Origin of the sequence: Lysobacter niastensis (genome assembly GCF_015453285.1) — a bacterium.
In the GTDB taxonomy this organism is placed as follows: domain Bacteria; phylum Pseudomonadota; class Gammaproteobacteria; order Xanthomonadales; family Xanthomonadaceae; genus Lysobacter_J; species Lysobacter_J niastensis.
In genome coordinates, this window is record NZ_JADLZT010000002.1 from 311,622 (window position 1) to 337,286 (window position 25,665).

At 67.5% G+C, this 25,665-nt stretch carries 25 protein-coding genes; 9 read left to right on the top strand and 16 right to left on the bottom strand.

The window, feature by feature from the left end; translation table 11 throughout:
- Positions 1 to 103 precede the first annotated feature (103 nt).
- The 3 genes from IU514_RS04120 to IU514_RS04130 all read left to right on the top strand — a co-directional run bounded on the left by IU514_RS04120 (position 104) and on the right by IU514_RS04130 (position 4,370).
- A complete protein-coding gene (locus tag IU514_RS04120) occupies positions 104 to 1,060 on the top strand; it encodes a TerC family protein (RefSeq protein ID WP_194929804.1) in 957 nt (318 codons plus the stop codon).
- Positions 1,061 to 1,174: 114 nt separating this feature from the next.
- Complete coding sequence (locus IU514_RS04125; RefSeq protein WP_194929805.1) at positions 1,175 to 1,948, top strand: rhomboid family intramembrane serine protease; 774 nt, start codon at positions 1,175 to 1,177, stop codon at positions 1,946 to 1,948.
- Positions 1,949 to 2,144: 196 nt separating this feature from the next.
- Positions 2,145 to 4,370 carry an NADP-dependent isocitrate dehydrogenase gene (locus IU514_RS04130; RefSeq protein WP_194929806.1) on the top strand — a complete coding sequence of 742 codons (2,226 nt, stop codon included), beginning with the start codon at positions 2,145 to 2,147 and terminating at the stop codon, positions 4,368 to 4,370.
- A 69-nt stretch (positions 4,371 to 4,439) separates the two neighbouring features.
- Here IU514_RS04130 and IU514_RS04135 read toward each other — a convergent pair whose 3' ends face one another.
- From IU514_RS04135 to IU514_RS04165, 7 genes are all read right to left on the bottom strand, one after another.
- A complete protein-coding gene (locus tag IU514_RS04135) occupies positions 4,440 to 6,170 on the bottom strand; it encodes a caspase family protein (protein WP_194929807.1) in 1,731 nt (576 codons plus the stop codon).
- Between the two features lie 42 nt (positions 6,171 to 6,212).
- A complete protein-coding gene (locus IU514_RS04140; protein WP_194929808.1) occupies positions 6,213 to 6,902 on the bottom strand; it encodes an N-acetylmuramoyl-L-alanine amidase in 690 nt (229 codons plus the stop codon).
- A gap of 316 nt (positions 6,903 to 7,218) precedes the next feature.
- Positions 7,219 to 8,256 (bottom strand): DUF4344 domain-containing metallopeptidase, encoded by a 1,038-nt coding sequence (locus tag IU514_RS04145; RefSeq protein WP_194929809.1) that lies wholly within the window; start codon positions 8,254 to 8,256, stop codon positions 7,219 to 7,221.
- Between the two features lie 73 nt (positions 8,257 to 8,329).
- A complete protein-coding gene (locus tag IU514_RS04150) occupies positions 8,330 to 9,298 on the bottom strand; it encodes a DMT family transporter (protein WP_194929810.1) in 969 nt (322 codons plus the stop codon).
- Between the two features lie 79 nt (positions 9,299 to 9,377).
- The gene (locus tag IU514_RS04155; protein WP_194929811.1) at positions 9,378 to 10,202 is read right to left on the bottom strand and encodes an AraC family transcriptional regulator; all 825 of its coding nucleotides are present in this window, start codon (positions 10,200 to 10,202) and stop codon (positions 9,378 to 9,380) included.
- Positions 10,203 to 10,268: 66 nt separating this feature from the next.
- Positions 10,269 to 10,484 carry a hypothetical protein gene (locus IU514_RS04160; protein ID WP_194929812.1) on the bottom strand — a complete coding sequence of 72 codons (216 nt, stop codon included), beginning with the start codon at positions 10,482 to 10,484 and terminating at the stop codon, positions 10,269 to 10,271.
- A 161-nt stretch (positions 10,485 to 10,645) separates the two neighbouring features.
- Entirely contained in the window at positions 10,646 to 10,852 is a 207-nt protein-coding gene (locus IU514_RS04165) for a hypothetical protein (RefSeq protein ID WP_194929813.1), read from the bottom strand.
- A 154-nt stretch (positions 10,853 to 11,006) separates the two neighbouring features.
- Here IU514_RS04165 and IU514_RS04170 point away from each other — a divergent pair, with 154 nt between their 5' ends.
- The 3 genes from IU514_RS04170 to IU514_RS04180 all read left to right on the top strand — a co-directional run bounded on the left by IU514_RS04170 (position 11,007) and on the right by IU514_RS04180 (position 13,525).
- Entirely contained in the window at positions 11,007 to 11,960 is a 954-nt protein-coding gene (locus tag IU514_RS04170) for a LysR substrate-binding domain-containing protein (RefSeq protein ID WP_194929814.1), read from the top strand.
- A 71-nt stretch (positions 11,961 to 12,031) separates the two neighbouring features.
- On the top strand, positions 12,032 to 12,904 hold the full coding sequence (locus tag IU514_RS04175) for a class I SAM-dependent methyltransferase (protein WP_194929815.1): 873 nt from the start codon (positions 12,032 to 12,034) through the stop codon (positions 12,902 to 12,904).
- Between the two features lie 84 nt (positions 12,905 to 12,988).
- Positions 12,989 to 13,525, top strand: coding sequence for a pseudouridine synthase (locus IU514_RS04180; protein ID WP_194929816.1), 537 nt, complete (start codon positions 12,989 to 12,991; stop codon positions 13,523 to 13,525).
- Positions 13,526 to 13,540: 15 nt separating this feature from the next.
- On the opposite strand, the gene IU514_RS04185 is transcribed toward IU514_RS04180, so the two are convergent.
- The 7 genes from IU514_RS04185 to IU514_RS04215 all read right to left on the bottom strand — a co-directional run bounded on the left by IU514_RS04185 (position 13,541) and on the right by IU514_RS04215 (position 21,744).
- Positions 13,541 to 15,451 (bottom strand): COG3014 family protein, encoded by a 1,911-nt coding sequence (locus IU514_RS04185; RefSeq protein ID WP_194929817.1) that lies wholly within the window; start codon positions 15,449 to 15,451, stop codon positions 13,541 to 13,543.
- A gap of 46 nt (positions 15,452 to 15,497) precedes the next feature.
- On the bottom strand, positions 15,498 to 17,396 hold the full coding sequence (locus tag IU514_RS04190; protein ID WP_194929818.1) for a hypothetical protein: 1,899 nt from the start codon (positions 17,394 to 17,396) through the stop codon (positions 15,498 to 15,500).
- An 89-nt stretch (positions 17,397 to 17,485) separates the two neighbouring features.
- Positions 17,486 to 18,316, bottom strand: coding sequence for a hypothetical protein (locus IU514_RS04195; RefSeq protein WP_194929819.1), 831 nt, complete (start codon positions 18,314 to 18,316; stop codon positions 17,486 to 17,488).
- Between the two features lie 14 nt (positions 18,317 to 18,330).
- A complete protein-coding gene (locus IU514_RS04200) occupies positions 18,331 to 18,810 on the bottom strand; it encodes a putative periplasmic lipoprotein (protein ID WP_194929820.1) in 480 nt (159 codons plus the stop codon).
- Positions 18,811 to 19,014: 204 nt separating this feature from the next.
- The gene (locus IU514_RS04205; protein WP_194929821.1) at positions 19,015 to 19,644 is read right to left on the bottom strand and encodes a penicillin-binding protein activator LpoB; all 630 of its coding nucleotides are present in this window, start codon (positions 19,642 to 19,644) and stop codon (positions 19,015 to 19,017) included.
- 94 nt (positions 19,645 to 19,738) lie between these two features.
- Positions 19,739 to 20,731: a DMT family transporter gene (locus IU514_RS04210; protein ID WP_194929822.1), complete on the bottom strand. Its 993-nt coding sequence runs from the start codon at positions 20,729 to 20,731 to the stop codon at positions 19,739 to 19,741.
- A 65-nt stretch (positions 20,732 to 20,796) separates the two neighbouring features.
- Positions 20,797 to 21,744 carry an aldo/keto reductase gene (locus IU514_RS04215; RefSeq protein WP_194929823.1) on the bottom strand — a complete coding sequence of 316 codons (948 nt, stop codon included), beginning with the start codon at positions 21,742 to 21,744 and terminating at the stop codon, positions 20,797 to 20,799.
- 151 nt (positions 21,745 to 21,895) lie between these two features.
- Between IU514_RS04215 and IU514_RS04220 the strand changes: the two genes are divergently transcribed.
- Positions 21,896 to 23,050 carry a hybrid sensor histidine kinase/response regulator gene (locus IU514_RS04220; RefSeq protein WP_194929824.1) on the top strand — a complete coding sequence of 385 codons (1,155 nt, stop codon included), beginning with the start codon at positions 21,896 to 21,898 and terminating at the stop codon, positions 23,048 to 23,050.
- A 13-nt stretch (positions 23,051 to 23,063) separates the two neighbouring features.
- Here the strand turns inward: IU514_RS04220 and IU514_RS04225 are convergent, their stop codons facing one another.
- On the bottom strand, positions 23,064 to 23,426 hold the full coding sequence (locus IU514_RS04225) for a hypothetical protein (protein WP_194929825.1): 363 nt from the start codon (positions 23,424 to 23,426) through the stop codon (positions 23,064 to 23,066).
- Between the two features lie 128 nt (positions 23,427 to 23,554).
- On the opposite strand from IU514_RS04225, the gene IU514_RS04230 reads away from it, so the two are divergent.
- Both IU514_RS04230 and IU514_RS04235 read left to right on the top strand, forming a co-directional pair.
- A complete protein-coding gene (locus IU514_RS04230; RefSeq protein ID WP_194929826.1) occupies positions 23,555 to 24,220 on the top strand; it encodes a Fe2+-dependent dioxygenase in 666 nt (221 codons plus the stop codon).
- 47 nt (positions 24,221 to 24,267) lie between these two features.
- Positions 24,268 to 24,552, top strand: a complete 285-nt coding sequence (locus IU514_RS04235; RefSeq protein ID WP_194929827.1) for a hypothetical protein — start codon at positions 24,268 to 24,270, stop codon at positions 24,550 to 24,552.
- A gap of 46 nt (positions 24,553 to 24,598) precedes the next feature.
- On the opposite strand, the gene IU514_RS04240 is transcribed toward IU514_RS04235, so the two are convergent.
- Entirely contained in the window at positions 24,599 to 25,615 is a 1,017-nt protein-coding gene (locus IU514_RS04240) for a hypothetical protein (RefSeq protein ID WP_194929828.1), read from the bottom strand.
- Between the last annotated feature and the right edge of the window lie 50 nt (positions 25,616 to 25,665).

The following is a 25,665-nucleotide window of genomic DNA, read 5'->3' on the forward strand; positions in this document are numbered from 1 at the left end:
GGCTGTGAGCGAGACCTTCGCCGTACGGCGAAGGTCTGTCCCGGTCCCACCGAATACAGCCCGAACCCTGCGGTTCGGGCTTTTTTCGTTTGGAGATCAACTAATGGAAACGATCGGCAATCCGATCCTGTGGGCAGGCTTCGCCGGCCTGGTAACCGCGGCACTGCTGGTGGACCTGGTGCTGATGCGCCACGGCGGCGACCACAAGGTCACCTTCCGCGAGGCCGCGCTGTGGAGCGCCGGCTGGGTGGGACTGGCACTGATTTTCAACGGCGGCCTGTGGTGGTACCTGCGAGAGACCGCCGATGTGGTGCTCGCCAACCGCGTCGCCCTGGAGTTCCTGACCGGCTACCTCGTCGAGAAGTCGCTGGCGGTGGACAACATCTTCGTGTTCCTGATGCTCTTCATGTACTTCGCGGTGCCCGAGGAGCAGCGCCAGCGCGCGCTGGTGCTCGGCGTGCTCGGCGCGATCGTGCTGCGCGGCGTGATGATCTTCGCCGGCGCGGTGCTGCTGACGAAGTTCCACTGGCTGCTGTACGTGTTCGGTGCGTTCCTGCTGCTTACGGGCGTCAAGATGTGGATCGCCGCCGGCCAGGAACCGGACCTGGAAAAGAACCCGGTGCTGCGCTGGATGCGCAGGCACCTGCCGCTGACGCCCACCTACCACGGCCACGCGATGACCTGGCGCGAGCATGGCAAGCGCCTGTACACACCGCTGTTCGTGGTGGTGGTGATGATCGGCATCACCGACGTGATCTTCGCCGTCGATAGCATTCCCGCGATCTTCGCCATCACCACCGATCCGTTCATCGTGCTGACCTCGAACGTCTTCGCGGTGCTCGGCCTGCGCGCGATGTACTTCCTGCTGGCCGGCATGGCGGGCCGTTTCCACCTGCTGCCCTACGGTCTGGCGGTCGTGCTGGGTTTCATCGGCGTGAAGATGCTGCTGATCGACGTGGTCAAGATCCCGGTGCTGGCCTCGCTGGCGGTGGTGGCGGCGATCCTGGCCGTCACCGTCGTGCTGAGCCTCAGGCGGCCGGCGCACGTGGAAGCGCAGTAAGCCGTCCGGGCGGGCGTCCCAGGGCTGGGGCGCCCGTGCCGGCCCATCGGTGGGACGCACTGGCCCAGCCCGGACCCGCTTGCAAACCCGCTTCCCGGCAACAATGTCCTGACCATGCACCTGCCGATACCCGAAGCCGTTCCCGACACGCCGGAGCAGCGCAAGGCCGACAAGCGCCGCTGGCTGTCCGCATTCAACCTCAGCCTCGGCTTCGTGCTGCTGCTGACGGCGATCTTCAGCGCCCAGGGTCATTTCGACGTAGGCGCGTGGACCGTCCAGCCGTGGTCGGTCGCTGGCCTGATCGGCGTGCTCACCGCGCCGCTGCTGCACGGCTCGTTCGAACATCTCGCGGCCAACGCGATCGCCTTGCTGATGCTCGGCACGCTCGCCGGCGGCCTGTATCCGCGGGCGACGTTGCGCGCGCTGCCGCTGCTGTGGCTCGGCGCGGGCCTCGGCGCCTGGCTGCTGGGCGATGAGGGCTCGCGCCACCTCGGCGCCAGTGGCGTGACTCACGGCCTGATGTTCCTGGTGTTCGTGCTCGGCCTGCTGCGACGCGACCGCGCCTCGGTCGCCGCGGCGATGCTCGCATTCATGTTCTATGGCGGCATGCTGTTGACGATCCTGCCGCGCGAGATCGGCGTGTCCTGGCAGGCCCACCTGGGCGGGGCGATCGGCGGCGTGGCCGCGGCCTGGTTGTTCCGCCGAGCCGACCCGCTGCCGCCGCGCAAGCGTTACAGCTGGGAAGACGAGGAAGAAAGCATCTCGCCCATCGACGACGAACTCGAACCGCCTGCTCCGCGCGACGTACCGGTGCTGTGGAACCGGCACGAGCTTCAGCGCGGCGGCGTGGTGCAGTTCCCGGGCCGTCGCGAACACCGCGAACACTAGGCGGCTCGCAACACCGCAATACCATTCGCCCGCGCACGGCCGCGCTTTTGCCCGGCCGCGCCGAAATCGCGACAATACCGAGGTTTCGCGCCCGTCCGCCGCGCCGCTTCCGCAAGCGGTCCGCCACGATGGGAAAGCTCCGGCGACGGCGCCTGCCGTCCCTTTTCCGAACACGACACAGCGAGTCCACGCCGAGATGTCCAACGCCCCGACGATCCTCTACACCCTGACCGACGAAGCTCCGTTCCTGGCCACGGCCTCGCTGCTGCCGATCGTGCAGGCTTACGCCGGCACCGCCGGCATCGCCGTGGACACCCGCGACATCTCGCTGGCCGGCCGCATCCTGTCGCAGTTCCCGGACTTTCTGCGCGACGACCAGAAAATCGGCGACCACCTCGCCGAACTCGGCCAGCTCGCCACGACGCCGGATGCCAACATCATCAAGCTGCCCAACGTCAGCGCCTCGGTGCCGCAGCTGAAGGCCGCGATCATCGAACTGCAGAAGCAGGGCTACGCGCTGCCGGACTACCCGGAAGAGCCGAAGGACGAGCGCGAGAACGAGATCAAGGCGCGCTACGACCGCATCAAGGGCAGCGCCGTGAATCCGGTGCTGCGCGAAGGCAACTCCGACCGCCGCGCGCCGGCGTCGGTGAAGGCCTACGCACGCAAGCACCCGCACAAGATGGGCGCATGGAGCGGCGACTCGGTGTCGCATGTCTCGCACATGGCCAGCGGCGATTTCTACGGCAGCGAGCAGTCGAAGGTGATCGACAAGGCCGGCACCGTCTCGATCGAGCTGACCGGCCAGGACGGCCGCCGCAACATGCTCAAGACCAACATCAAGGTGCAGGCCGGCGAAGTCATCGACGCCGCCGCGATGAGCGCGAAGGCGCTGTCGCGCTTCGTCGATACGCAGATCGACGACGCACTCGCCAAGGGCGTGCTGTTCTCGCTGCACCTGAAGGCGACCATGATGAAGGTCTCCGACCCGATCATGTTCGGCATCGTGGTGTCGCGCTTCTACCGCGACACGATCGCCAAGCACGCCGACGTGCTGGCGCAGGCAGGCTTCGATGCCAACAACGGCATCGGCGACCTGTACGCGCGCCTGCCCTCGCTGCCGCCGGAAACCGTGGCTGCCATCGAGGCTGACATCGCGGACGAGTACACGCGCCGTCCGGGCGTGGCGATGGTCAACTCCGACAAGGGCATCACCAACCTGCATGTGCCGAGCGACGTCATCGTCGACGCCTCGATGCCGGCGATGATCCGCGACTCCGGCCGCATGTGGAACACCGACGGCAAGCTGCAGGACACCAAGGCCGTGATCCCGGATCGCTGCTACGCCGGCATCTACCAGGCCGTGGTCGACGACTGCCGCACGCACGGCGCGTTCGACCCGGCGACGATGGGCTCGGTGCCCAACGTCGGCCTGATGGCGCAAAAGGCCGAGGAATACGGCTCGCACGACAAGACCTTCCAGATCCCGGCCGACGGCGTCGTGCGCGTGCTCGACGAGGCCGGCCATGTGTTGATGGAGCACAAGGTCGAAGCCGGCGACATCTGGCGCATGTGCCAGACCAAGGACGCGCCGATCCAGGACTGGGTGAAGCTGACCGTGAACCGTGCCCGCCTCTCGCACACGCCGGCGGTGTTCTGGCTCGACTCGCAGCGCGCGCATGACGCCAACGTCATCGCCAAGGTCGAGCGCTACCTGAAGGACCACGACACGAACGGCCTCGACATCCGCATCATGGCGCCGGTGGACGCGATGAAGCATTCGCTGGCGCGCATCCGCCAGGGCCAGGACACCATCTCGGTGACCGGCAACGTGCTGCGCGACTACCTGACCGACCTGTTCCCGATCATGGAACTGGGCACCAGCGCCAAGATGCTGTCGGTGGTGCCGCTGATGAACGGCGGCGGCCTGTTCGAGACCGGCGCCGGCGGTTCCGCGCCGAAGCACGTGCAGCAGTTCGTGCAGGAGAACTACCTGCGCTGGGATTCGCTGGGCGAGTTCCTCGCCCTCGCCGCATCGCTCGAACATCTGTCCGAGCACACCGGCAATGCCCGCGCGAAGGTGCTGGCCGATACGCTCGACACCGCCAACGCCAAGTTCCTCGATACCGACAAGTCGCCGTCGCGCAAGGTCGGCGGCATCGACAACCGCGGCAGCCACTTCTACCTGGCGATGTACTGGGCGCAGGCGCTGGCCGCGCAGGATGCGGACGCCGCGCTGAAGGCGAAGTTCGCCCCGCTGGCCGAAGCGCTGACCGGCAACGAGGCGAAGATCGTCGAAGAACTCGTCGCGGTGCAGGGCAAGCCGGTCGAGATCGGTGGCTACTACCACCCCGACATGGACCTGGTGTCGAAGGCGATGCGTCCGAGCGCGACCCTCAACGCCGCGCTCGCCGCACTCTGATCCCGGCGTCGTACTGGACAAAAAAAAGCCCGGCGAATGCCGGGCTTTTTTTGGTCTTGGCTGGCCGCGCTATCGGATCAATGGCCGCTTCAGTTGCGAAGGTGGACCGGCGAGGGATGCCTTCTGGTCGTACCTGAGTCCCTCCAGCTCTTTCGACGTGAGGCGGACCAGTTCCTGCGCGGTCATGCCACCCGTTCGCCGGGATTCGCGCCAGTTCTTCACCAGCGCGAAGGTGAAAGCGCCATGCGAGGTCGCGCCATGCTCGTACTCGTACGCTGACTGCTGTTCTCCGCACGCGTACAGCAGCACCGGCATGTACGGGCCCTTGTGCCCCAGTTCCTTTCGGCGTTCCCGCATTGCCTGGATCCTTTGCGTGCGTACCGGCATCGCATAGCCGAGGCGCCCGGTCATGCCCGCCAGCGGCATGTCGGTCTCGTCGACCGTCTTGGCGCGTGTCTTCTGGATATCGAGGTCGCGCTCCACCCACATCTTGTGCTCCTGGTTCCAGCGCAGGCGGCGGTGGCGCACGTCGTCCGGCGGATTGAGCCCGCGTATGCGCAGCGGCCCGCCCTTGGCCATGCCGCCGGAGTGGCAGCAATCGAGGATGATCGTGAAGGCGGAGTCGTACGGCAGCTGCGTGTAGCGCTCGAACAGCCAGTCGTCGGTGATCGCATGGTCCCGCGACCAGTCGAAGTCGTACGGGACCAGCGCCTCGTCGACGCGATCGATGCGGTCGCCCAAGCCGTAGTCCGCCAACTGGGCGCCATGTCCACTGTAGTAGAGGACGCGCTGGTCTCCCGGCCTGCAGTTGTCCAGCAGCCAGTCGATCCTCGACCGGATGTTGTCCGCGGTGGCGCGCTTGTCGAGGACGACGCGGATGTCCTCGGCCGGTATTCCCACTTCCTGCAGCATGGCGCTCATCAGGAACGTGTCGTTGGCGCAGCCGGCCAAGCGATCCTTGGGGTTCGGGTAGTCGTTGATGCCGACCAGCAACGCGCGGTGCGTCGGCGTGGCCACGCGTCCGGCAACGCGGTGCTCCTTGCGCATCGAACGCGAAATGCGGCTGGTCTCGCCGTTGAGCAGGTCGAACCACACGGTCTCGGCCGTCTGCGGGTGCCGCAGGTATTCCGCCGCCGAGTGATCCGCGGCGCCGGGAATGTCGAACGTCGTTTCGATCTGGCGGTAGTTGTCGGCCGTGAGCCTGATCCTGGCCGTGAACACGGAGTCGTGGAGGTTGTACAGGTGATACCAGAACTTCGCCTGTGGGAGGGCACTCAACCTGCCGGCCTGGTACTGGCCGCGCACGAACGGATTGCCTATCTGCGAGCCGAGCGATACGAACATGCGGCCGTTGCAGAGGCTGGACGTATCGCTGTGGGTGAACGTGTCGTAGGCCACCAGGGAACCCAGGCTGTGGCCCAGCACGACGTGAGGCTTGAACGCCGAGATCCGCTCGCTCAGCCGCTCGCGTGTCTCCTTCCGGAAGGTTCCGCTTTCGATCCACTTCACCGTGAGTCCGGCGGTGTAACGCAGGCTCGAATCGCTTCCGCGGGCGGTACGGAACGGTGCGGTCACGCCGTTCACCACCAGGCAGGCCAGCGCCTCGAGGCAGTCCCCCAGGGTGACGTTATGCTTGTCGAAGATGTCGTCGTAGTGGCAGTACTGGATGTCGATGGTACGGCTGGAATCGACGGTCGCACAGGCGCTGCGGATCGCATCGGCCCACTCGGTTTCCCAGGCACCGCCGACCGGATGCTGGCCGACGCCGTGCACGCACAACACTTTCAACACGCTTGCCATGTCGTCATCCTCGTTTCGTGATGTGTGCGAATCGCGCTGCTGCTATGGGCAGCAACCGCCGTCCGATGTGCCTGCCTTCTTCGCGCGCTTGCCGCGTGGAGTTGCGCGGGTCGAAGCGGCCAGCGCCCTGGGCACGTCGTGGCCGTTGCCCGCCAGCACGAGTTGCCGGAACCGGTCCCAGTCGAACGCGGTGCCCGGGTCGCTGCGCCGGCTTGGATCCAATCGCGCGTGGGACACCACGTGCTTGAGGTTCGGATACTTCGCCCAGCAGTACCGCACGATGCGGGCGGTCGCCTCGACCTGCCATGCGGAGAACGGATCGCTCGCCTGTTGCGTGTTGACCACCTCGATGCCGAGCGACCAGTGATTGACCTTGGTGGCGCCGCCCCAGACATCGGCGTGGCTGCAGGTGTTGCGCACATGCCAGGCGGCGCGGGCTTCGGGGATGCAGGCCCACACCAGTTGCCCGTGCTGGGGTTCGTTCTCATCGGGCACCAGCCAGTGGAACGAAGCCTTGCGATCCCTGATCACCGAAACCGCGCCGTCGGAGCTAGCGCCCGCGGTCGCATGGATGACCACGGCGCGCACACCTAGGATGGGATCGTAGATGCGACGCGACGACGCGCCTTCCCAGTACGGACGGATGCCGGGATACCAGGTTTCCTCCAGCATCACATCGTCGGGGCGGCCTGCCGTGGGCAGGTTGAACTGGTACGTGCGGGGTGCGGCCATGCCCGTTCTCCTCGTCGCGGTTCGCGTGGTCGACAGGAAGGGATTCGTTGAACGCGTGCTCGCCCCGGACATCGTTCGCCGACATCCGCTTCGATGACCGGGGAAACGGCGGGCATGCGTTCGACAGGTCGCGCCGGAGCGTGACGCGGCGTTAAGTGCCGCTGTCGGTGGCTGGCACTTGTGTGCTGCCTGTCATGGCGGACGGGCTGCAGGCAGCGGGTACGGCCCGGCCATCGATAGAATCGCTTGCGCGGCAGCGATGCTGCCTTTGCGCGTTACGCGGCCCAGTAGGATGTGCCCCAACGGCCGGGCAGCCTCAGCGCACGTATTGAACGCCGGTATTGCGGTCGCGTTCGCGCTCGCGCTGCTCGAACAGCCGGTTGGCCTTCTCTTCGGTCATCTGGTACTTCGGCGCCACGTACGGCAGCAGCAGGCGCAGCCACGAACGGCTGATGCGACGCGCCTCCTCCGGGCAACCCTTGGCGCGTGCCTCCGGCAGGTCACCATCGGTGACGATGCTGAGGTAGCGCGCGGGATCGCTGCCATAGAGCAGGCATTGCAGGTTGAAGTAGCGCTGCTCGCCCAACGCATGCTGGTCGGCATAGGCGTCGAGGCTGTATTGGCCGGTGCTGCGCACCAGGAACCAGTTCGACGCCATCCGCAGGTTCTCGGTGACCACGCCGGTCGATTCGTCCATGCCGGCGAAACGCTGCATCAGCGTGGTCGCCAGCTGGTCGACCGCATCTTCCTCGCGTCCGGTGATGGGGATCTCGAGCAGGCTGATCAGCGCGTGGCCGGTCTCGTGCAGCAGGATGAAGCGCACGTTGGCGTCGAGATAGCGCTGCGCGTAGGCGTCGCCGCCGCCGTTCTCCTTGGCCAGCTCGGTCCCGCGGTCGAGCAGTGTCTTCATCGTCTCGTAGCACATCACGACTTCGTTGCGCTCGGGCGAATAGAACGCGTTGACCTCGTTGCACTGCGCGGTGACGTAGTTGATCGGCCGGGGCAGCATCAACATGCCGTCGATGGCATGGACTTCCGGCAGCTTGCGCAGCATGTCGCCGTCATGGGCCATCTTGTAGAACGGCTCCAGTTCCGGGCTGCGTGGCTTGATGTACTCGTAGCCGAACTGCACGCCGCCGGCTTTCGTTTCGGAGTTGGCGGCCTTGGCGAACACCACCGGCTTGAGCGCGGCCATCTCGTCGGCCACCGCCTTCTCGGCTTCGGCCCGGCCTTCGGCGCGGGCGATCGACAGCTCGACGGCGCGGCGCTTCTGCGCGACGAGCGAATAGCCGAACGCGCCGCTGACGGCACCGAGGGCCAGCGACAGCAGGATGATCAGGATTCTCTGCGACATGCGCTTCCCCGCGCGCCCACCTGCCCGGATCGTAGCGGCTCCGCAGGCGCTGCGGAACCGCCAAACGCCAGGGTCAGGCGGCGTGGCCTTCGGCGGCGGCCGGCTCCGGACGCACGCGCACCGCCCACATTACGCCGGCGACCAGCAGGCCGATGCCGAGCATCGTTAGCGGCGCCGGTGCCTGCCCGCGCAACATGAATGCGTAGGCGAGCGCGGCCAGCGTTTCGAACACGATGAGCTGGCCGACCAGGGCGGTCGGCATGCGCTGGCTGGCCTCGTTCCAGCACAGCGTGCCGAGCCACGACGCGAACAGGCCGATCGCCGCCATCAGCCCGATGAAAGCCCACGGGCGCGGCCCGAACGGCATCGGGAATGCACTGCCCGACGCCACCATGCCCACCCACAGCACGGCGTATCCAAGCAGCGCCAGCGGCAATGTCGCCACGCCCTGCGCGGTGGCCCAGGTGCGCGGGCTGCGGTCGGGATGGGCGCGCAGCCAGTCGGCATTGCGCAGCGGGTACCAGGTCCAGCAGGCCACGGCGACCAGCGCCAGCAACGCGCCCTGCGCGTAGCGCATCGGGTCCGCGCCGGGCGCGCTGCGCAGCGCCTCCCACTCGACGCGGTTGACGCAGGCGATGCCGGAAACGATCAGCAGCAGTGACGGCGCCAGCTTGCGCCACGGCAGGCGCCCGTCGCGCTGGTGGTTGCGCAGGTTCGCACTGATCGCGATCACCACCGGCAGCGTGCCGATGATCATCGTCGGCAACGGTCCTCCGGCACGCTGGATGGCCGCGGCCAGGCACAGGTAATAGAGCAGGTTGCCGATCGCGGCGAGCTTGAGCGCCTCGATCCAGTCTGCGCGGTGCAGGCGGCGAAGCGCGGCGCGATCCCACCACGCCAGCGGCAGCGTGATCAGGCCGAAGGCGAGGTAGCGGCCGACCGATTGCAGCGCGGCCGGGTATTCGGGCACCAGCAGCGGCCCGACGAACACCAGGCCCCACATCAGTCCCGCGGCGAGTGCGTAGAGGGTTCCGATCCACATGCCGGCAGCGTGCACCGGCGGCGTGGGCGTGTCTTGAACCAGATTGCGGTGCGCGTCCCTGGCAATTCAGTCCGCAGCGTCAGCTGCGCACCTGCTGGCGGTAGCGCGCGGGCGACACGCCGTAGCGGCGCAGGAAAGTGCGGTTGAGGTGCGCCTGGTCGCTGAGTCCGACGGCCGCGGCGACTGCGGCCGGCGTCTCGCCCGCGGCCAGCAGCCGCTTGGCTTCGAACAGGCGCAGCGCCATCAGCATCTGCTGCGGCGTGGCGTCATGCTGCGCGCGGAAACTGCGCAGGAAATGGAACGGGCTCAATCCGGCCACCGCCGCGAGTTCGTCCAGCGTCAGCCGTTGCGCCAGGTTCGTGCGCAGGTATTCGATGACGTGCGCGAATCGCGGCGCCGCTTCCGCCTGCACTGGACGCGGCCTCCGCGCCTGACGGCCGAACGAGTCGAGCAGCGTCAGCAGCAGGCTGTCGAACGCAACCGGCTCCTGCTCCTGCCACAGCGCATCGAGCAACCGCGTGATGCGGCGCGCCTGCGCGGGGTCGTGATGTACGGCGGCGTCGAACCACCAGCCGGATTCGCCGGTCACCGCCTCGACCACGTCGGGGTCGATGTAGGCCATGCGGTAACGCCAGCCGCCTTCGGTTTCGGCGCGGCCGGTGTGCAGTGCGTCGGGATTCATCAGCACCAGCGAATCCGGTGGCGCGACGTGTTCGCTGCCACGATAACGAAAGCGCTCGGCGCCGGACTCGATAGCACCCAGCCCGTAGGCCTCATGCGTATGCGCATCGAATGCGTGGCGCACGATGTGCGCCCGATACAGCTCGATGCCGGGGCGGTGAGCCGGCCGGCGGAACTGTGCCACGTCCTGTGGATGTTCGAACTGGTGGGGAACGCCCTGCATGCGGCGATCTTGCCATGCATCGCCGCGGACCCGTGCCCGCATTCATGCGGGCACGAGGTGCCTGCGTCAGAGCATGCGCAGGTATTCGCGTTCGATGGGCCGCCAATCCAGCACGACCGCATCGTCATCGGTATCGGCTTGCCGTGCGCTCGAAAGCGCGAATGCGCGGGGTGCGCCTGAGCGCCGGGCGTAGCGGGGACCAAAGGCAGGCGTACGGAAGAACTCGAGGTCGAACGCGGCGAAGCCGGTATCGGTCAGGCATTCGTTCTTGAACAACTGCATGGCTGGACTCCTGGGGGAAGGGAGTTGCCGGAGGCTGTTTGTCCGGCGGGATCAGCTTCGCGAACGGCGATGACAAGGCGCCGACACCGGTATTGCGGTTTCATGCCGTTTCCGCTGACCCGGTGGTGGCAGCGCCGCCGGGGCGGCGCTGCTTTCCGTGTTCAGGCGCATCCGCCGAGGGCGGGACTGGCGTCGCTACGTGCTTCATCGCGTTCATCGGCACTGCGGGCGTGGCCCAGCGGCGCGAAGAACTGTTCCGACGCGGCGCGATTGCCGTAACCGCGCGAATAGCGCTCGTCGTCTTCGTCGAACATGTGCGGATCGGCCAGGTGGCCCTGCAGGAAAAGGAGGTTCGTGAAGATGTTCATGACTTGCTCCAGTGCGGTGGATGCCGGCTTGGCGTGGACTACTTCCTTGCATGGGATGCAAGATAGACTTCCGCCAAGCGCTGAAAAAGCGACACTTTTGCAAGACAGCATTGAATCCAGTTCAAGACTAGGCCGCAATTGAAAGGACCCTGCGATGAGCCGTCCGCCGCTGCACGCCCTGCTGGGTTTCATCACTGCCGCGCGCCTGGGCAACCTGACCCGCGCGGCCGAATCGATGCACCTCACCGTCAGCGCGCTTAGCCATCAGATCCGCAGCATCGAAGAGCGCATGGAGCAGCAGCTGTTCGAGCGTGGTGCACGCGGCGTCAAGCTCACCGATGATGGCCGCGCGCTCTACGACAGCATCAAGCCGCATCTGGATGCGATCGAGCACGCGCTGCAGCCGCGCGCACGGCGCCGCGACGACGCGCTGGCGATCACGCTGATGCCATCGTTCGCGTCGAGCTGGCTGGTACCGCGGCTGCCGCGTCTGCTGGCCGCGCATCCGCAACTGGAGATCAGCCTGCAGTCGAATGTCGGCGTGGTCGATTTCGCGCGCGAGGCCACCATCGATGCCGGCATCCGCTTCGGGCCCGGCCACTGGCAGGGCCTGCAGGCGGTGCACCTGTTCGACGACTGGCTGATACCGACGGCGAGTCCCGCGCTGATCGAGCGCCTGGGCCGGCCGACGCTGTCCAACCTCCATGAGTTCCCGCTGCTCGGCGCACCGGGCGGACGCTGGAGCGAGTGGTTCGCCCGCTTCGGCGGTGTGCCGCCCGAGCGCTTCGTGGCGATCTTCGACGACTCGGAGAACCTGCACCGCGCGGCCGCCGAAGGCATGGGCATCGTGCTCGGGCGGGTGACGCTGGCGCGGCCGCTGATCGATGCCGGCCGCCTGATACCGCTATTCGAGGAGCGCCTGAAGGCCGAGTACGCGCACTATCTGGTGTATCCGCCGCGCTCGCAGCACCACCGCGGCCTGGCGGTGTTCCGCGAATGGCTGCTGGAAGAGGCCCAGGCCTACCAGGCCGCCGAAGCCGAAGGCAAACCATCGACCCGGCGTGCGGGTACGGGGACCCGGGCCCCGTCGCGCCGGCGCAGGCCGTGACTGACGTCCATGGCCGCTGAACGGGTTAGGCTTGCGCACCCGATCCGACACCCCTGCCTGGAGGCCATCGAATGAAACGCCTGCTGCTTGCCGCCGTGGTTCCCGTTCTGCTCGCCGCGTGCGTGAGTGCGCCCACCAACGAGGAAGCCCGGGCGGCCGCGGCCGCGCCGACGGCCACCGCCGTGGCCACGACCGACACCGCCGCGCTCGACACCGCGCTGCAGGGTGCATGGCGCGATCCGAAGAACGTCGTTCGCGACCAGTACCGCCACCCGCGCGAGACGTTGTCGTTCTTCGGCGTGGCACCGGGCCAGACCGTCATCGAGATCACGCCGGGCGGTGGCTGGTACTCCGATATCCTCGCGCCGTACCTGAAGGACAACGGCCACTACGTCGCCGCGGTGTGGGATGACGCGATCGCCGGCCAGCCGAAATACCGCTACGACCTCAACAAGACGCTGCGCGGCAAGTTCACCAACACCGCCGTGTATGGCTCGCCCGACGTGCGCGTGTTCGACCCGATGAAGCCGATGTTCGGCCCGGCCGGTTCCGCCGATGCCGTGCTGACCTTCCGCAACGCCCACAACTGGGTCGACGACGGCACCGCCGAGGCCTACTTCAAGGCGTTCTTCGACGTGCTCAAGCCGGGCGGCACGCTCGGCGTGGTCGATCATCGCGCCAAGCCGGGCACCGATCTGGAGAAGATGAAGTCGTCCGGCTACCTCACCGAGGCGCTGGTCATCCAGCTCGCGCAGGGCGCCGGCTTCGTGCTCGAAGCCAGGAGCGAGGTCAACGCCAATGCGAAGGACACCGCCGATCACCCGAACGGCGTGTGGACGCTGCCGCCGGTGAACCGCCACGACGCCAAGGACGACGCGATGTACAAGGCGATCGGCGAAAGCGACCGCATGACGCTGCGCTTCCGCAAGCCCGCCGCCCACTGACTTGATGCTGCGACATCGCAAGGGCCGCGCGCGCGGCTGACAATGGCAAACCACTTCTGTTCTCGTGGCCCTTGCGACAAATCCATGCTGATCGCCTTCAACAAACCCTACGGCGTGCTGTGCCAGTTCACCGATCGCAGCACGCCGCCGCGGCGCACGCTGGCGGAGTTCGGTCTGCCGCCGGACGTGTACGCCGCCGGCCGCCTCGATCACGACAGCGAAGGTCTGCTGCTGCTGACTGACGATGGCGGCCTCGCGCATCGCCTGACCGACCCGCGCCACAAGCAACCCAAGACGTATTGGGTGCAGGTGGAAGGCGATCCCGATGAGTCGCAACTGTCGGCACTGCGCCGCGGTGTCGAACTCAACGACGGCATGACACTCCCGGCGAAGGCGAAGCGCATCGACGCACCGGCGCTGTGGCCGCGCGATCCGCCGGTGCGCTTCCGCAAGACCGTGCCCGATGCATGGCTGGAGATCGCCATCAGCGAAGGCCGCAATCGCCAGGTGCGGCGCATGACCGCCGCGGTCGGCCTGCCGACGTTGCGGCTGGTGCGCGCGGCGATCGGCCCCTACCGGATCGAAGGATTGCAGCCCGGCCAGTGGCGGCGTTGCGACTGACCGGACTGCGCGTCCTCAATCCGCGCCAGCGGCGGCGCCGGCTTCGCCGTGCTGTGCCAAGGCCGTGCGGAATGCCGCATCGAGCTTCTGGGCTTCCTTGTTCTTGTCGCGCGCCTTGACGATGTCCTCGTCGTTGCCCGGCGCGCCCAACGGCGCTCCGAGCGCCGAACGCGAGCGGCTCCACGCGATTCCGCATTGACCCTGGTGCGAGCGCATCACCGGCGTCGCGTCGATGGCGGGCTTGCCGTCGCTGCTGAAGCTGTAGGAGACCGGCTGCGACGGGGTTGCGTTGAGCAGCCCCAGCGACACGTGGTTGGGCAGCGTGTCCCAGGCGCGCACGTCGGCGTCGGGTTTGACCTTCATGCCGATGCCGCCGGACACCAGCGTGATCGCCAGGCCGGCCAGCTGCAGCGGCGGCACGCCCGACTGCGTCAGCAGATAGCCGATCTCGGCACCGCCCTGCAGCCCGTTTCGCAACTGCGCCTTGCCGTTGAGGATCGAGTCGAACGCGCGGCCGCCACGGGTCGTCGCCTGGAAATGGATGTTGCTGTATTCCTGCAGGGTCAGCGGAGCGGCGTTGCCGACGAGCGCGCTGGCGCGTTCGTCGCGGCCGGCGTCGATCGAATCGACGATGGTCAGCAGCTTGTTCTCGCTGCCGCGCGCCATCTTCACCGGGCCACGGCCGAGGTCGGCGATCAGCAGGGTGTTTTCCTTGCCGGGCAGTTGCACGCCGGGGTTCACCTGCTTCGCCACGGCGAAGGCATCGGCGGCCTGCACCGTGTCGCCCATGCAGTAGGAAGACCAGCCCGACAGGTAGTTCATCAGCGCGAAGTCGCCCTGGAACTCCTCGGCCTCCGACAGCGTGTCCTGGAACTCGCCGGCCATGAACGAGGCGCGCGCGTTCTGGTAATCGCCTTCGCGCAGGTACAGCAGGCCGCGGTAGTAATAGGCCATCACCCGCTCGTAGGGCTCGCCCTTGAAGTCCTTGATGCCTTCGCCGGTCCACTTGCTGCGCGCTTCCTTGGCTACCGCGGTCTTTCCGTAGAAGGATTCGATCCGGCGAAGCGCCTCATCGAAGGCCCACTCGGCTTCGTCGTAAGCGCCGATCTCCATCGCCGCCAGGCCAAGGCGTTCGAAGTTCAGCACCGCGTTGTGCTCGCCATCGAGGTAAAGCGTCCTGTACAGCGGACGCAGTTCTTCGCGCTTGGTCTGCGCAAAGGTCTCCGCATCCGGATTCTCCGGCCGCGTGAAGGTCGGTTGCGTGCCGAAGGCCGGGAGGCGTGCGCGTCCCTCCCACGATTTCGCGACCTGCAGCGACGCCGGCTTGCCGGGGCCTGCCATGAACTCCGCTTCGTGCGCCTCCCGCTTGTCGCCGCAGAAACTCTGCGCAGGATGGGCCTTGGACAGGAAGAAGAACTTGTAGGGCACGACCGTCTCGGGTTCCACGGTCGTGATGCGAACCCGGTACTTGCCGTCGTCCGGCGACCGCGAGTAGCCGTAGCAATCCCTGGTCTTCGGGCCAAAGAATCCGCCCATGGCGCTCATCCACTTCCACGAAGTGGCGCCCTTCTTGTCGGTCACCTGCCGGTAGAAGGACACGTACACCTGCTGGTCGGTGACGACGCCGAAGTTCAGGTACTCGTCCTTGTACAGATCGATGTCGTAGTAGGCGACATTGAAGAGCCGCGGCTCCACCTTGAAGAACGACAGCGAATGCATCTGGCGGATGCTGCCGTTCTCAGGCGAGAGGGTTCCCTCGTAACGGTCGCCGAAGAAGATCGGGATCGAGGGCATCGCATGCTGCGCGTCCCTGTCATAGATCGCATCGAAGACAGGGCCGGCTTCCTGTGCGGACGCCTTGAGCGACGTTGCAGCGAAGGCCAGTGAAAGGGCCATGGCCAATGCGGTGCGCGTGGTGTGGTTCATGTTCTTTCCCAACAGTATTGAGGCGGCTTTCTGGCCCGTTCGATGATCAAAGCGCGTTCGTTGCAGCGCCTGCGACTGCGCCATCCCGCAGCGTCGTGCGGAACGCCGCATCGCGTTGCAGCGCTTCCTTGTTCTTGCTGCGCTCCTTGACGGTGTCCTCGTCGTTACCGGGCGCTCCCGGCGGCACGGCGAGGGCCGAACGCGAGCGGCTCCAGGCGATGCCGCACTGGCCGTGATGGGCACGCATGACCGGAGTCGGACCTGGCGCCGCCGATTCGTTGCCATCGAAGCTGAAAGAGATGGCAGCGGTGGGTTCCACCTTCGCCAGCCCCAGGGACACGTGGTCGGGCAACGTATCCCACACGCGTGTGTCGGCCTGCGATTTGACCTGTCCGCCCACGCCGCCGCTGACCACCGCGATGGCCAGGCCGGCGAGCTGCAGCGCTGGCATGCCCGACTGCGTGAGCGCCTCGCCAACGCCGTACGTGCGGACGAGGTTGTTCTTCAGGGACGCCTTGCCGTCGAGGATCGCGTCGAACGCACGGCCGCCGCGGGTCGTCGCCTGGAAGTACACATCGCTGTATTCACTGAGTGGACGTTGCTGCGCGTTGCCGGCAATGGCCGCGTGCGCCTGCTCACCGCGTCCCGCGTCCATGGACTCGGCGAAAGCCAGCAGCTTGTGCTGGGTTCCCCGCGCCATCTTCACCGGGCCACGGCCGAGGTCGGCGATCAGCAGGGTGTTCTCCTTGCCGGGCATTTGCACGGCGGAGTTCACCTGCTTCGCCACGGCGAAAGCATCGCCGGCCTGCACCGTGTCGCCCATGCAGTAGGAAGACCAGCCCGACAGGTAGTTCATCAGCGCGAAGTCGCCCTGGAATTCCTCGGCTTCCGACAGCGTGTCCTGGAACTCGCCGGCCATGAACGAGGCTCGTGCGTTCTGGTAGTCGCCCTCGCGCAGGTACAGCAGGCCCCGGTAGTAGTAGGCCATCACGCGTTCGTAGGGCTCGCCCTTGAAGTCCTTGATGCCTTCGGCGTTCCACTTCGAGCGCGCGTCGCTGGCGATCGACGTCTTCCCGTACACGGCCTCGATGCGCGCCAGGGCTTCATCGAAGGCCCACTCGGCCTCGGCCCACGCCCCGGCTTCCATCGCCGCCAGTCCCAGGCGCTGGAAGTTCAGCACCGCGTTGTGCTCGCCGTCGAGATACAGCGTCTTGTAGAACGGCTGCAGTTCACTGCGCTTGGACTGCGCGTAGGCGATGGCGTCCGGCGTATCCGGTTGTACGAACGGTGCCGGCATGCGGAAGTGTTTCGGACGCTCGCGTCCTTCCCAGCTTCGTGCGAGAGGCAGCGACGCCGGCTGCGCCGGACCGGCCAGGAACTGGCGCGTGTCCTCATCGAGCCTCTTGCCGCATAGCATCGGCTTGGCGACGGGCAGCAGGTGGAAGCGATAGCGGGCCACCGTATCCGGAGCCATCGTCGACAGGCGGATGCGGTACTGGCCAGCCTTGCCGACCGCGCGGCCGACGATGCAGCCGTTGGAGCTGGCGCCGTGGGCCGCGGTAGCCGCCCACACCCACGAAGGATTTCCTTCCTTGTCGGTGTCGAGGTGGAAGAAATCGATCAACAGATCGGCGCCATCGGTCGTCAGGCCGTAGCTGACGATGTCGCCCTCGAGCAGCTCGATGTCGAAGTAGGCGACGTTGAAGTTGCCCTGCCGTTCCGTCCATTGCCGGTAGGTCTGCCTGAGGGCGCCGTTCTCGGGCGACAGCACCCCTTCATAGGCTTCACCGAAGAAGATCGGCAGCGACGGGATGCGATGCTGCGCCTGCCCGTCCTGGACTCCGTCGATCAGCAGCGGTGTTTCCTGCGCGGTAGCCAGGAGGGGCGCAGCGACCAGACTGGTCAAGAGCGCCACGGAGAGGGCGGTGCGTGCGACAACGTGCATCGTGGTGAGTCCCTTGTTACTGATTGGGCACGTCACCACCGGGCACCCTCGGCGATGTGGTCGATGGCTGGACGTGCCGCTTGTTCTGATTACTGCCAATGGCGCGTCAGCGCCGCCATCGTCGCGTTCGCCACGACATCGCCGGCTTCGGCGATCGTCTGCTCGGGCGCGGCTTCGCGCACGTAGCCGTTGCCGCCTGCGACGAAGCGGCCCGGCGCGCGTTTCGACCCCTTGCCGTCACTGACCAGGCTGGCGAGAAGCTCACCGGTCGCCAGGCGCTTCACTTCAACGCGGAACATCACTTCGAAGGGCGCGGAGGCATCATGGGTCTGCAGGACTTCCACCAGCAGATCGGCCTTGTCGTGCAGGGCCTTCAGCTCGATGGTCTGGATGTCCTTGCGCTGCTCGGCCGACTCGGCGGCAGCGCGCGAACGCATCGTCACGGTGCGATCCACCAGCTTCGCGCCGGCACCCTGCAGGCGCGAGTTGAATGCCGTCATCAGCGGCCAGTCGGAGGTCTCGGGCAGCAACTGCCGCGAGCCGTTGTCCTGGGCACTGCGCTCGCCCGAGCGCAACGTCGTGACCGAGGCCACGCCGGCGCCTTGCGTCAGCGTGCGTCCATCGTCGCTGAGCTGCGTGACCGCAGCGCCCTGCGCGACGTGGGTGGCCTGCTGCACCTGGTCGTACTGCGTGGTCAGCGCATCGCCCAGGTCGCGATTCCAGTACACCACCATGCGCGGGCTACCGGCCTTGCGATAGGCCGCGCGGAACGCTTCGACATCGGCGGCCGCGTTGCCGGTCGCGGCGCGCGCCGGCTCCGGCAACACCTCGGGCATGCCTTCGCGGTACTGCGCGATTGCGCCATGGGAGGCCAGCGCCACCAACAGCGCGCTCGCCATCAGACCGGTCTTTCGCAGCATGCGGCTTCCCGGCATCACGGCGCGGCCGTCAGTTCGACGAGGTAGTACTGCACCTCGTCGCGGCCCATGGAGCGCTCGCGGTATACGCCGGTGCCGTAGGCCGGAATGAACACGCGCGACCACACCGACGTCGGCTCGGTCGGAACCTGCGTCGCGTCCATGAAGGAGGAGCGTGCCTGCACCTGCAGCGGCTCGCCGGTGCAGTTGATGAAGCGCGCGGTGACTTCGACCGTGTCGGTCTCCGTGCGGCGCGCGAACAGGCCTTCCACCAGCACCTGGCGCGTCAGCGCCTTGTCAGTGAACTGCACCGCATTGAGGTCGATCGGCGTCATAGCACGCGGAACATTGGCGACCAGCGCGGGACCGGCGTACGGCGCTGACTTCCGCGCCTTGGCGGTCTTGCACTTGACGACCTGGTTCTCGGCGGCGCCGGCGGAACCGCCGGCGAAGCCGGCCGCCAGCAGCAGGATCGAAAGGATGTGCACGGTCTTCATAGAGGCCACCTCAGTGCGCGCCGGCCGGGGCGGGCGCGGCGACCGGCGGCACCTGCGCCTGCGGGTCCACCGCGCGCGGCGTGCGCCCCACGCACGCGGAAAGCATCAGAACGGCGCACACCAAAGCCAGCCGCAGACAGCTCGATCCCATACCCGTTTTTCCCCTGTTTCATTGATCGCCGGCGTTGCCCGCCAGCGGGTGGATCAGCGATAGATGACGTCGTCGGTCGCCGCGCGCTCGATGTCGTAGCTGTTCGACCACTCGATCATTCCCGATTCGAGATCGACCATCTCGAACACGATCTGGGTGTAGCGCTGCATCTGGCCGGTGCGCGGATCGCGCGCTTCGGTCGAGGCGATGTTGCCGGTCAGGCGGTAGTCGGCGCCGGCGACCGCGTGGGTCATGCCGGTGGTGCCGACGTCGGTGACGCCCTCACGCTTGAGCGCGCGTTCCTCTTCGATCATCGCCGCGTTCTGGCGCGCGATGAACGTCATCCGGCCCTGGCTGGCGCGGTTGAGCTGCACGCGCAGGCGGTCGGTGATGAGGTTCTTGTTGATCCGCTGCGAGCTTTCGTTGGTGAAGTACGCGCTGTCGATGATGATGCGCGGCGCCTTGGAGCGACCTGCCAACGTGTCGTTGCCCAGCATGTCGCGGACCATGCGGTCCGCCATGGCGGCGATGTCGTGCGCTTCGATGCCCAGGCCCGACACGGGACCCTTCTGGGTCGGATCGATGTCGACGGCGCCCTGGTTGCGGTCACGCGCGCCGGCCGCAGTGGCGATGGCGAGCGCACAGACGGCCGCGACGACGCGGCCGGTTCGGTTCAATAGCATTGCGTGTTCCCCGCCTCCCGATTGGGAGGCCCCCTGTGGGCCTCAACTTATCATGTGATCGGCAGGGGTGGCCACAACTGAAGTTCCGTTGTGATTAGCCCGTTGCGGAACCGGGCGCCGCTTGCGCCGTCGCGGCCACCGGCACCGAGTTCGCGCCGGGGCGCGTGAGCAGCAACACGCCTCCCAGCACCACGGCGGTACCGGCGAGCTGCACCAGCGTGATCGGTTCGCCGAGCAACCACGCGCCAAGGAACACCAGCGACACCGGGCCGATCACGGACATCTGCGCCGCGGTGCCGGCGCCGAGGCGGGCGACCGCACCCATCGTGAAAGTCACCGGCAGGAACGTGCAGAAGATCGCGTTGATCAACGCCAGGCCGTACACCGGCGCCGGCAGTTGCAGCAGGTGCATGGGGTCGCGCAACAGCAGGTAATGGATGACGGTGGCGGCGGTCGACACGCACATTGCATACGCCACCAGCCGCAGCGATCCGATGCGCTGGATCAGCTGACCCGACATCGCCAGGTATAGCGCATAGCTCAGCGCCGCCAGCAGCACCAAGCCGCTGCCGAGCAGCACGTGCTCGCCCTGCACGCGCAGGTTCTCGACGAATACCAGCGCCACGCCCGCGTAACTCACCGCCATCGCGGTCCATTCGCGGCGCGCGACCTTGCGGCCGAAGGCGAACACGCCGATCAGCAGCACGAAGGTGGGGTTGAGGAACAGGATCAGCCGCTCCAGCGAGACCGGCACGTACTCCAGGCCCCAGAAGTCGAACAGGCTCGACAGGTAATAGCCGAGCACGCCGAGGATGAGGATCAGGCCGAAGTCGCGCCGCGTCATCGGCTCGCGTGCCGGGCGCCGCGATTCGTGGATGCCCAGCGCGACGAACAGCGGCAGCGACAGCAGCATGCGCAGCGCCAGCACGTCGAGCGCATCTATGCCGTGGCGGTACTGGAACTTGGCGAGGATCGCCTTGGCCGAGAACAGCACGGCGCCGGTCGCGGCCAAGGCGAAACCGAACCGCCGCCGGGCGGCTTCATGGTGATGGGTCACGGGATCGGCATGCGGGGCAATGGCCGCCATGATATCGGCCGCGGTGCCGGCCCTTCCTTGCCGCGCGCGGTCATCGCGAGCGCGGGAAGCGGCGGTCACTCCGCGCTGGCGGCGTCTAGTTGGGCGATCTCCGCCGCCGGCAGCGACAGCCTCGCCGCGCCGATCAGCTCCTGCAGTTGCGCCACGCTGGTCGCGCTCGCGATCGGCGCAGTGACCGTCGGCCGCGCCATCAGCCAGGCCAACGCCACTTGTGCCGGCGTGGCGCGATGGCCGGCGGCGACATCGTCCAACGCCTGCAGGATGCGCATGCCACGCGCGGTGAGATAGCGGCCGATCGCACCGGCCCGCGCCGCGCTCCTGCCGATGTCGGCGGCGCTGCGGTACTTGCCGGTCAGGAAGCCGCTGGCCAGCGAGTAGTACCCGATCACGCCGACGCCACGCTCGCGCACCAGCGGCTCCAGCTCCGCTTCGAAGCCGGCGCGGTCATGCAGGTTGTATTCCGGTTGCAGGCTTTCGAAGCGCGGCAGCCGCAGCCGCTCCGACGTGTCCAGCGCCTCGGCCAGGCGGGCCGCGCTGTAGTTGGAGGCACCGAGCACCCGCACCTTGCCCTGTTCGACCAGCCGCGCGAACGCGCCCAGCGTGTCGGCCAGCGGAACCGACGCATCGTCGGCGTGGGCCTGGTAGAGGTCGATCACGTCGGTTTGCAGCCGCCGCAGCGAGTCCTCGACGGCGGCCTGGATGTTGGGTGGCGACAGGCCCGGCCGCTGCGCCCACTTGCCGACCTTCGTCGCCAGCACGACCCGGTCCCGTTTCCCGGTGCGGTGGAACCAGCGGCCGAGGATGCTCTCCGATTCACCGCCCTGGTTGCCCGGCACCCAGTGTGAATAGGAGTCCGCGGTATCGACCAGGTTGAAGCCGGCCTCGACGAAAGCGTCCAGCAAGGCGAACGAGGTGGCCTCGTCGGCGCTCCAGCCGAACACGTTGCCGCCGAAGGCCAGCGGTGCGACAGACAGGGGGGAATGACCAATGGGCCTGGAATCCATGGGTTGTCCTGTTCATGTTCGTGGGCGCGAGGGCCGGGTTCAGGGGCACCCGGCTCCGCAGGAAGTGGGATTCTGTTAACGTTTTCTCGACGGCAGCAGGCCGCCGGGGCGCTGCCGGAGGTGCGGCGTCCTTTCGGGGACTACAGGACGTATGAGCGCAACGATACCCTCGACATTGTCGGGCAAGATCCTCCTCGTCGACGACCAGTCGGCCAACCTGCGCGTGGTTGGCACACTGCTGAGCCGGCAGGGTTACGAGGTGATCACCGCGGCCAACGGCGACGAAGCGCTGCAGCGCTACGCCGAGATCCTCCCTGACCTGATCCTGCTCGACATGATGATGCCGGGCATGGACGGCTTCGAAGTCCTGGCCGCGCTGCGTGCGCATGAGATCCCGTTGCGCGCGCCTGTCGTGTTCGTTACGGCCGCGCAGGACCGGGACCTGCTGTTGCGGGCCTTCGATGCCGGCGTCGTCGACTACGTCACCAAGCCGTTCCTGCCTGAGGAACTGCTGGCGCGCGTCAATACGCACATCGGGCTCAAGCTCACCCGCGACCGCCTGGAGCGGGTCGCGCGCGAGCGCGAGGCTCTGGTCAGCCTGGTTGCGCACGACCTCAAGAACCCGCTCAGCAGCGTGCTGTTCGCCAGCGAGCTGCTGCAGAGCGATGCGTGCAAGCCGGAGCGCGTGCCGCGCTACCTGGAAATGATTCATGAGAGCGCGAATGACGCGCTCGGCTACATCCGCCACTACCTGGAAACCCGCGCCGGCATGGCCGACGCCTCGCGCACGCATGCCTGCGCCAATCTGGGCGAGGCCATCGGCTGGCTGGTGCAGCGCTACGAGTACCAGCTCGACGCGCGCGGCATCACGGTAAGGCTGGCGATGCCGCCGGCGTCGGCGCGGGTGGCGATCGACCCGCGCGTGCTGCGCCAGGTCGGCGAGAACCTGATCACCAATGCGATCAAGTACGCGCCGGGTTGCGAAGTGCTGCTGGCGGCACGCAGCGGCGGCCCCGGCTACTGGCAGCTGATCGTGGCCGACCGCGGCGCCGGCATTCCGCCGGAGCGCCAGCGCGAACTGTTCAAGCCTTTCGTCCGCCTGCACGAAGGCGACGACGATGGACTGTCGAGCGGACTGGGCCTGTCGCTGGCCAAGCAGATCATCGTCAATGCCGGCGGCCAGCTCTGGTACGAGCGCCGCAAGCACGGCGGCTCGCGCTTCATCATCGAACTGCCCGAGTCCGCCGCCGAACCGGTGCCGGAAACCGCGTCGAAGTCACCGGCAGAAACCCCGGCCGCGTCCTGAACTGGCCGGTCAGTCAATCGGCCATCGTCGTGCGGTGCCGTGGCTGCGGCGCTCGTGTCGAGCGGCGCGCCTCGACGCGCCTTGCGCGGCCTTCGATCGCCGCGCCGTTGCCTTCCTCCTCGGCGCGCTTCTTTTTGCGATAGGCCGCGTACCAGAGCAAACCTGCACCTGCCACCGATGCGGCGACCAGCGCCGGATGGCGGCGCACGAAGCCGCCCGCGACGCGCGCGCCGCCTTTCAGCGCACCGAGCTTGGCACCCGTTTCCAGCCACTTGCCGGCGTGCTGTCCCACCGACGGCACCGCTTGCCTGAGGTTGTCGCCGAAGACGCTGGCCAGTTCCAGCGCGCGCTCGGGCAATGAAGTCAGTCTGCTCATCGGGTTGGTTCCTCGCGAGGGAATGCAGATCAGTGTCGTCGCCGCGGCGTTGAGCCCGCGTGAGCGGTTGCCGCGCCGCGCCTGAATGCCGATCATGAGCCTCCTGTCCGGCCTCACCGCGTGCCCACATGATTCGCGTGCTGCCCAACGTGCTGTCCTCCGCCGAGTTGCAGGCGGTCCGCGATCTGCTGCCGCAGGTGCGTTTCGGCGACGGCCGCGTCACCAATCCCGATTCATCGGTCAAACAGAACCTGCAGGCACCGCAGGAAGATCCGGCCAATGCCCGCATCGCCCAGATCGCACGCGACGCCCTGATCCGCAACGCCGACCTGCGCACATTCGCGCAGCCGCGCACCATGGCGCGGACGACCGTCGTCCGCTACGAGCCCGGGATGACCTATGGCTGGCACGTCGACGAGGCGTTGTTCCCGTCGACGCCGCCGATGCGCAGCGACCTGTCCTGCACGATGTTCCTCAACTCGCCGTCCGAGTACGACGGCGGCGAGCTGACGATCCAGCTTGGCGCGCAGGAACTGTCCTACCGGCTCGAGCCGGGTAGCGCGATCCTGTATCCGTCAACCACTATCCACCGCGTCAGCCCGGTCACGCGCGGCGTGCGGCTGGCGGCGATCACGTGGCTGCAGAGCTGGGTGGCCGATGCCGGCCAGCGCGAGCTGCTGGTGCAGATCGAGGAAGCGCGAGCCCTCGCGACCGGCGGCGGCGACCGCGATCGCCTGCTGGTGCTGCTGGAGTCGCTGCGCACCAACCTGTTCCGGATGTGGGCCGATACCTGAGCCTTCACCGCATGCTGCGCGGGGCCTGGCTCCGCGCGAGGAAACCCATGAAGAGATCCACCCTCCTGCTCATCGCCAGCACGCTGCTGCTGTGCGCCTGCAACCGCGGTCCGTCGCCGGACGAGCTCAAACAGAGTTGCGGCCGCCGCCTCGGCAATTCGACGGCGCTGACCTCCACGCAGATCCAGCGCTTCTGCTCGTGCTTCATCGACGCCGGGCTGGAGAAGTACCCTGCGTCGAAGATCGCGCAGGATTTCAAGACCGGCACCGGCGACATGTTCAACGAAGCCATGCGCACCGAGTTCAACCAGTGCAAGGCGGTTGCGCGCTGACGATCTGCGTGGCGCGCTCCGCGCCGCGTGTGTGCGGGAGTTCCGGTCAGCCGGTGACGGCGGCATGGAGCTGCGGATGGCGCTGCAGGAAAGCCTCCACCCACGCCTCGCCCTCGGCGATCCGCGCGCCGTGGCGCTGCATCGCCAGCGCCAGGTCGTGGGCACGGTCGTCGCGGCCATAGCCGTGTGACTGCGCTTTCGAGTAGCGGCCCCACGCAGGCGCGGCGAGTGCGGCGGACACGCCTGCCGGATCCAGCGCCAGGTGCGAAGCCAGACGCTGCAACTCGTGCTCCGGCTGCACGAGCAGGTTCTCGAAATCCATGCGCAGCACGCGGCCGCCCTGTTGGCGCGCGATCGCGTCGAAGCGCACGCGCTCGGCCAGCCAGCCCATCGCGCATTGCTGCGGCAACGACATGGCGTGCAGCGCCAGGCCATAGGCCAGGCCTCGCGCGTGCAGGTCGGCCAGCCGCTCGCCGGCGGCATGGGCGGCGTCGTGCGTCGATCCCGGCGACTTCAGCAGCGTCGCCAGGTAAGGACGCAGCGGCATGTCGAGCAGCACGACGCGTCCCGTGTGCTGCGAAAGCAGCGGATGGATCAAGCCGTTGCAGCTGCTGGTGGCCTTCACGACGGAACGCGAGTACGGCGGAAGCGGCTGCGACCAGCGGGACCACAACGAATGCAGCAGGCGCGGCGCCTCGTCCGGCGACAGCCGCGACTGCGGTTGTCCCAGCATCGGCCAGGCCTCGGCGAGCGTGCGCAGCGGCAACGGCTCGCGCAACGCCTGCACACTCGGCCAGCTTTCGACCAGGCGGCTCAGCAAAGTCGAGCCACAGTGTCCGATGTGGAAGATCGCGTCCGCCGGCGATGTGGCTTCCGGCGCGTGCGCCAGCAGCGACTCCAGCGGCAGCCAGCCACCGTCCGCCTGTGCCGGCAGCGCGCGATCGTCGAGGAAGGCCGCGTCGCGGCGTTGCTCCATCGTGAAGCGCAGCCAGAGCACGCGCCGGCCGACCGTGTCGAGCTTGAAAGGCAGGAACTGCGGATCGTCCGGCGGCGCGTAGGTCATGCGGAAGGAGGGCTGGTCGTTGGGGCGAGTGTAGCGGGTGCGCTCATACG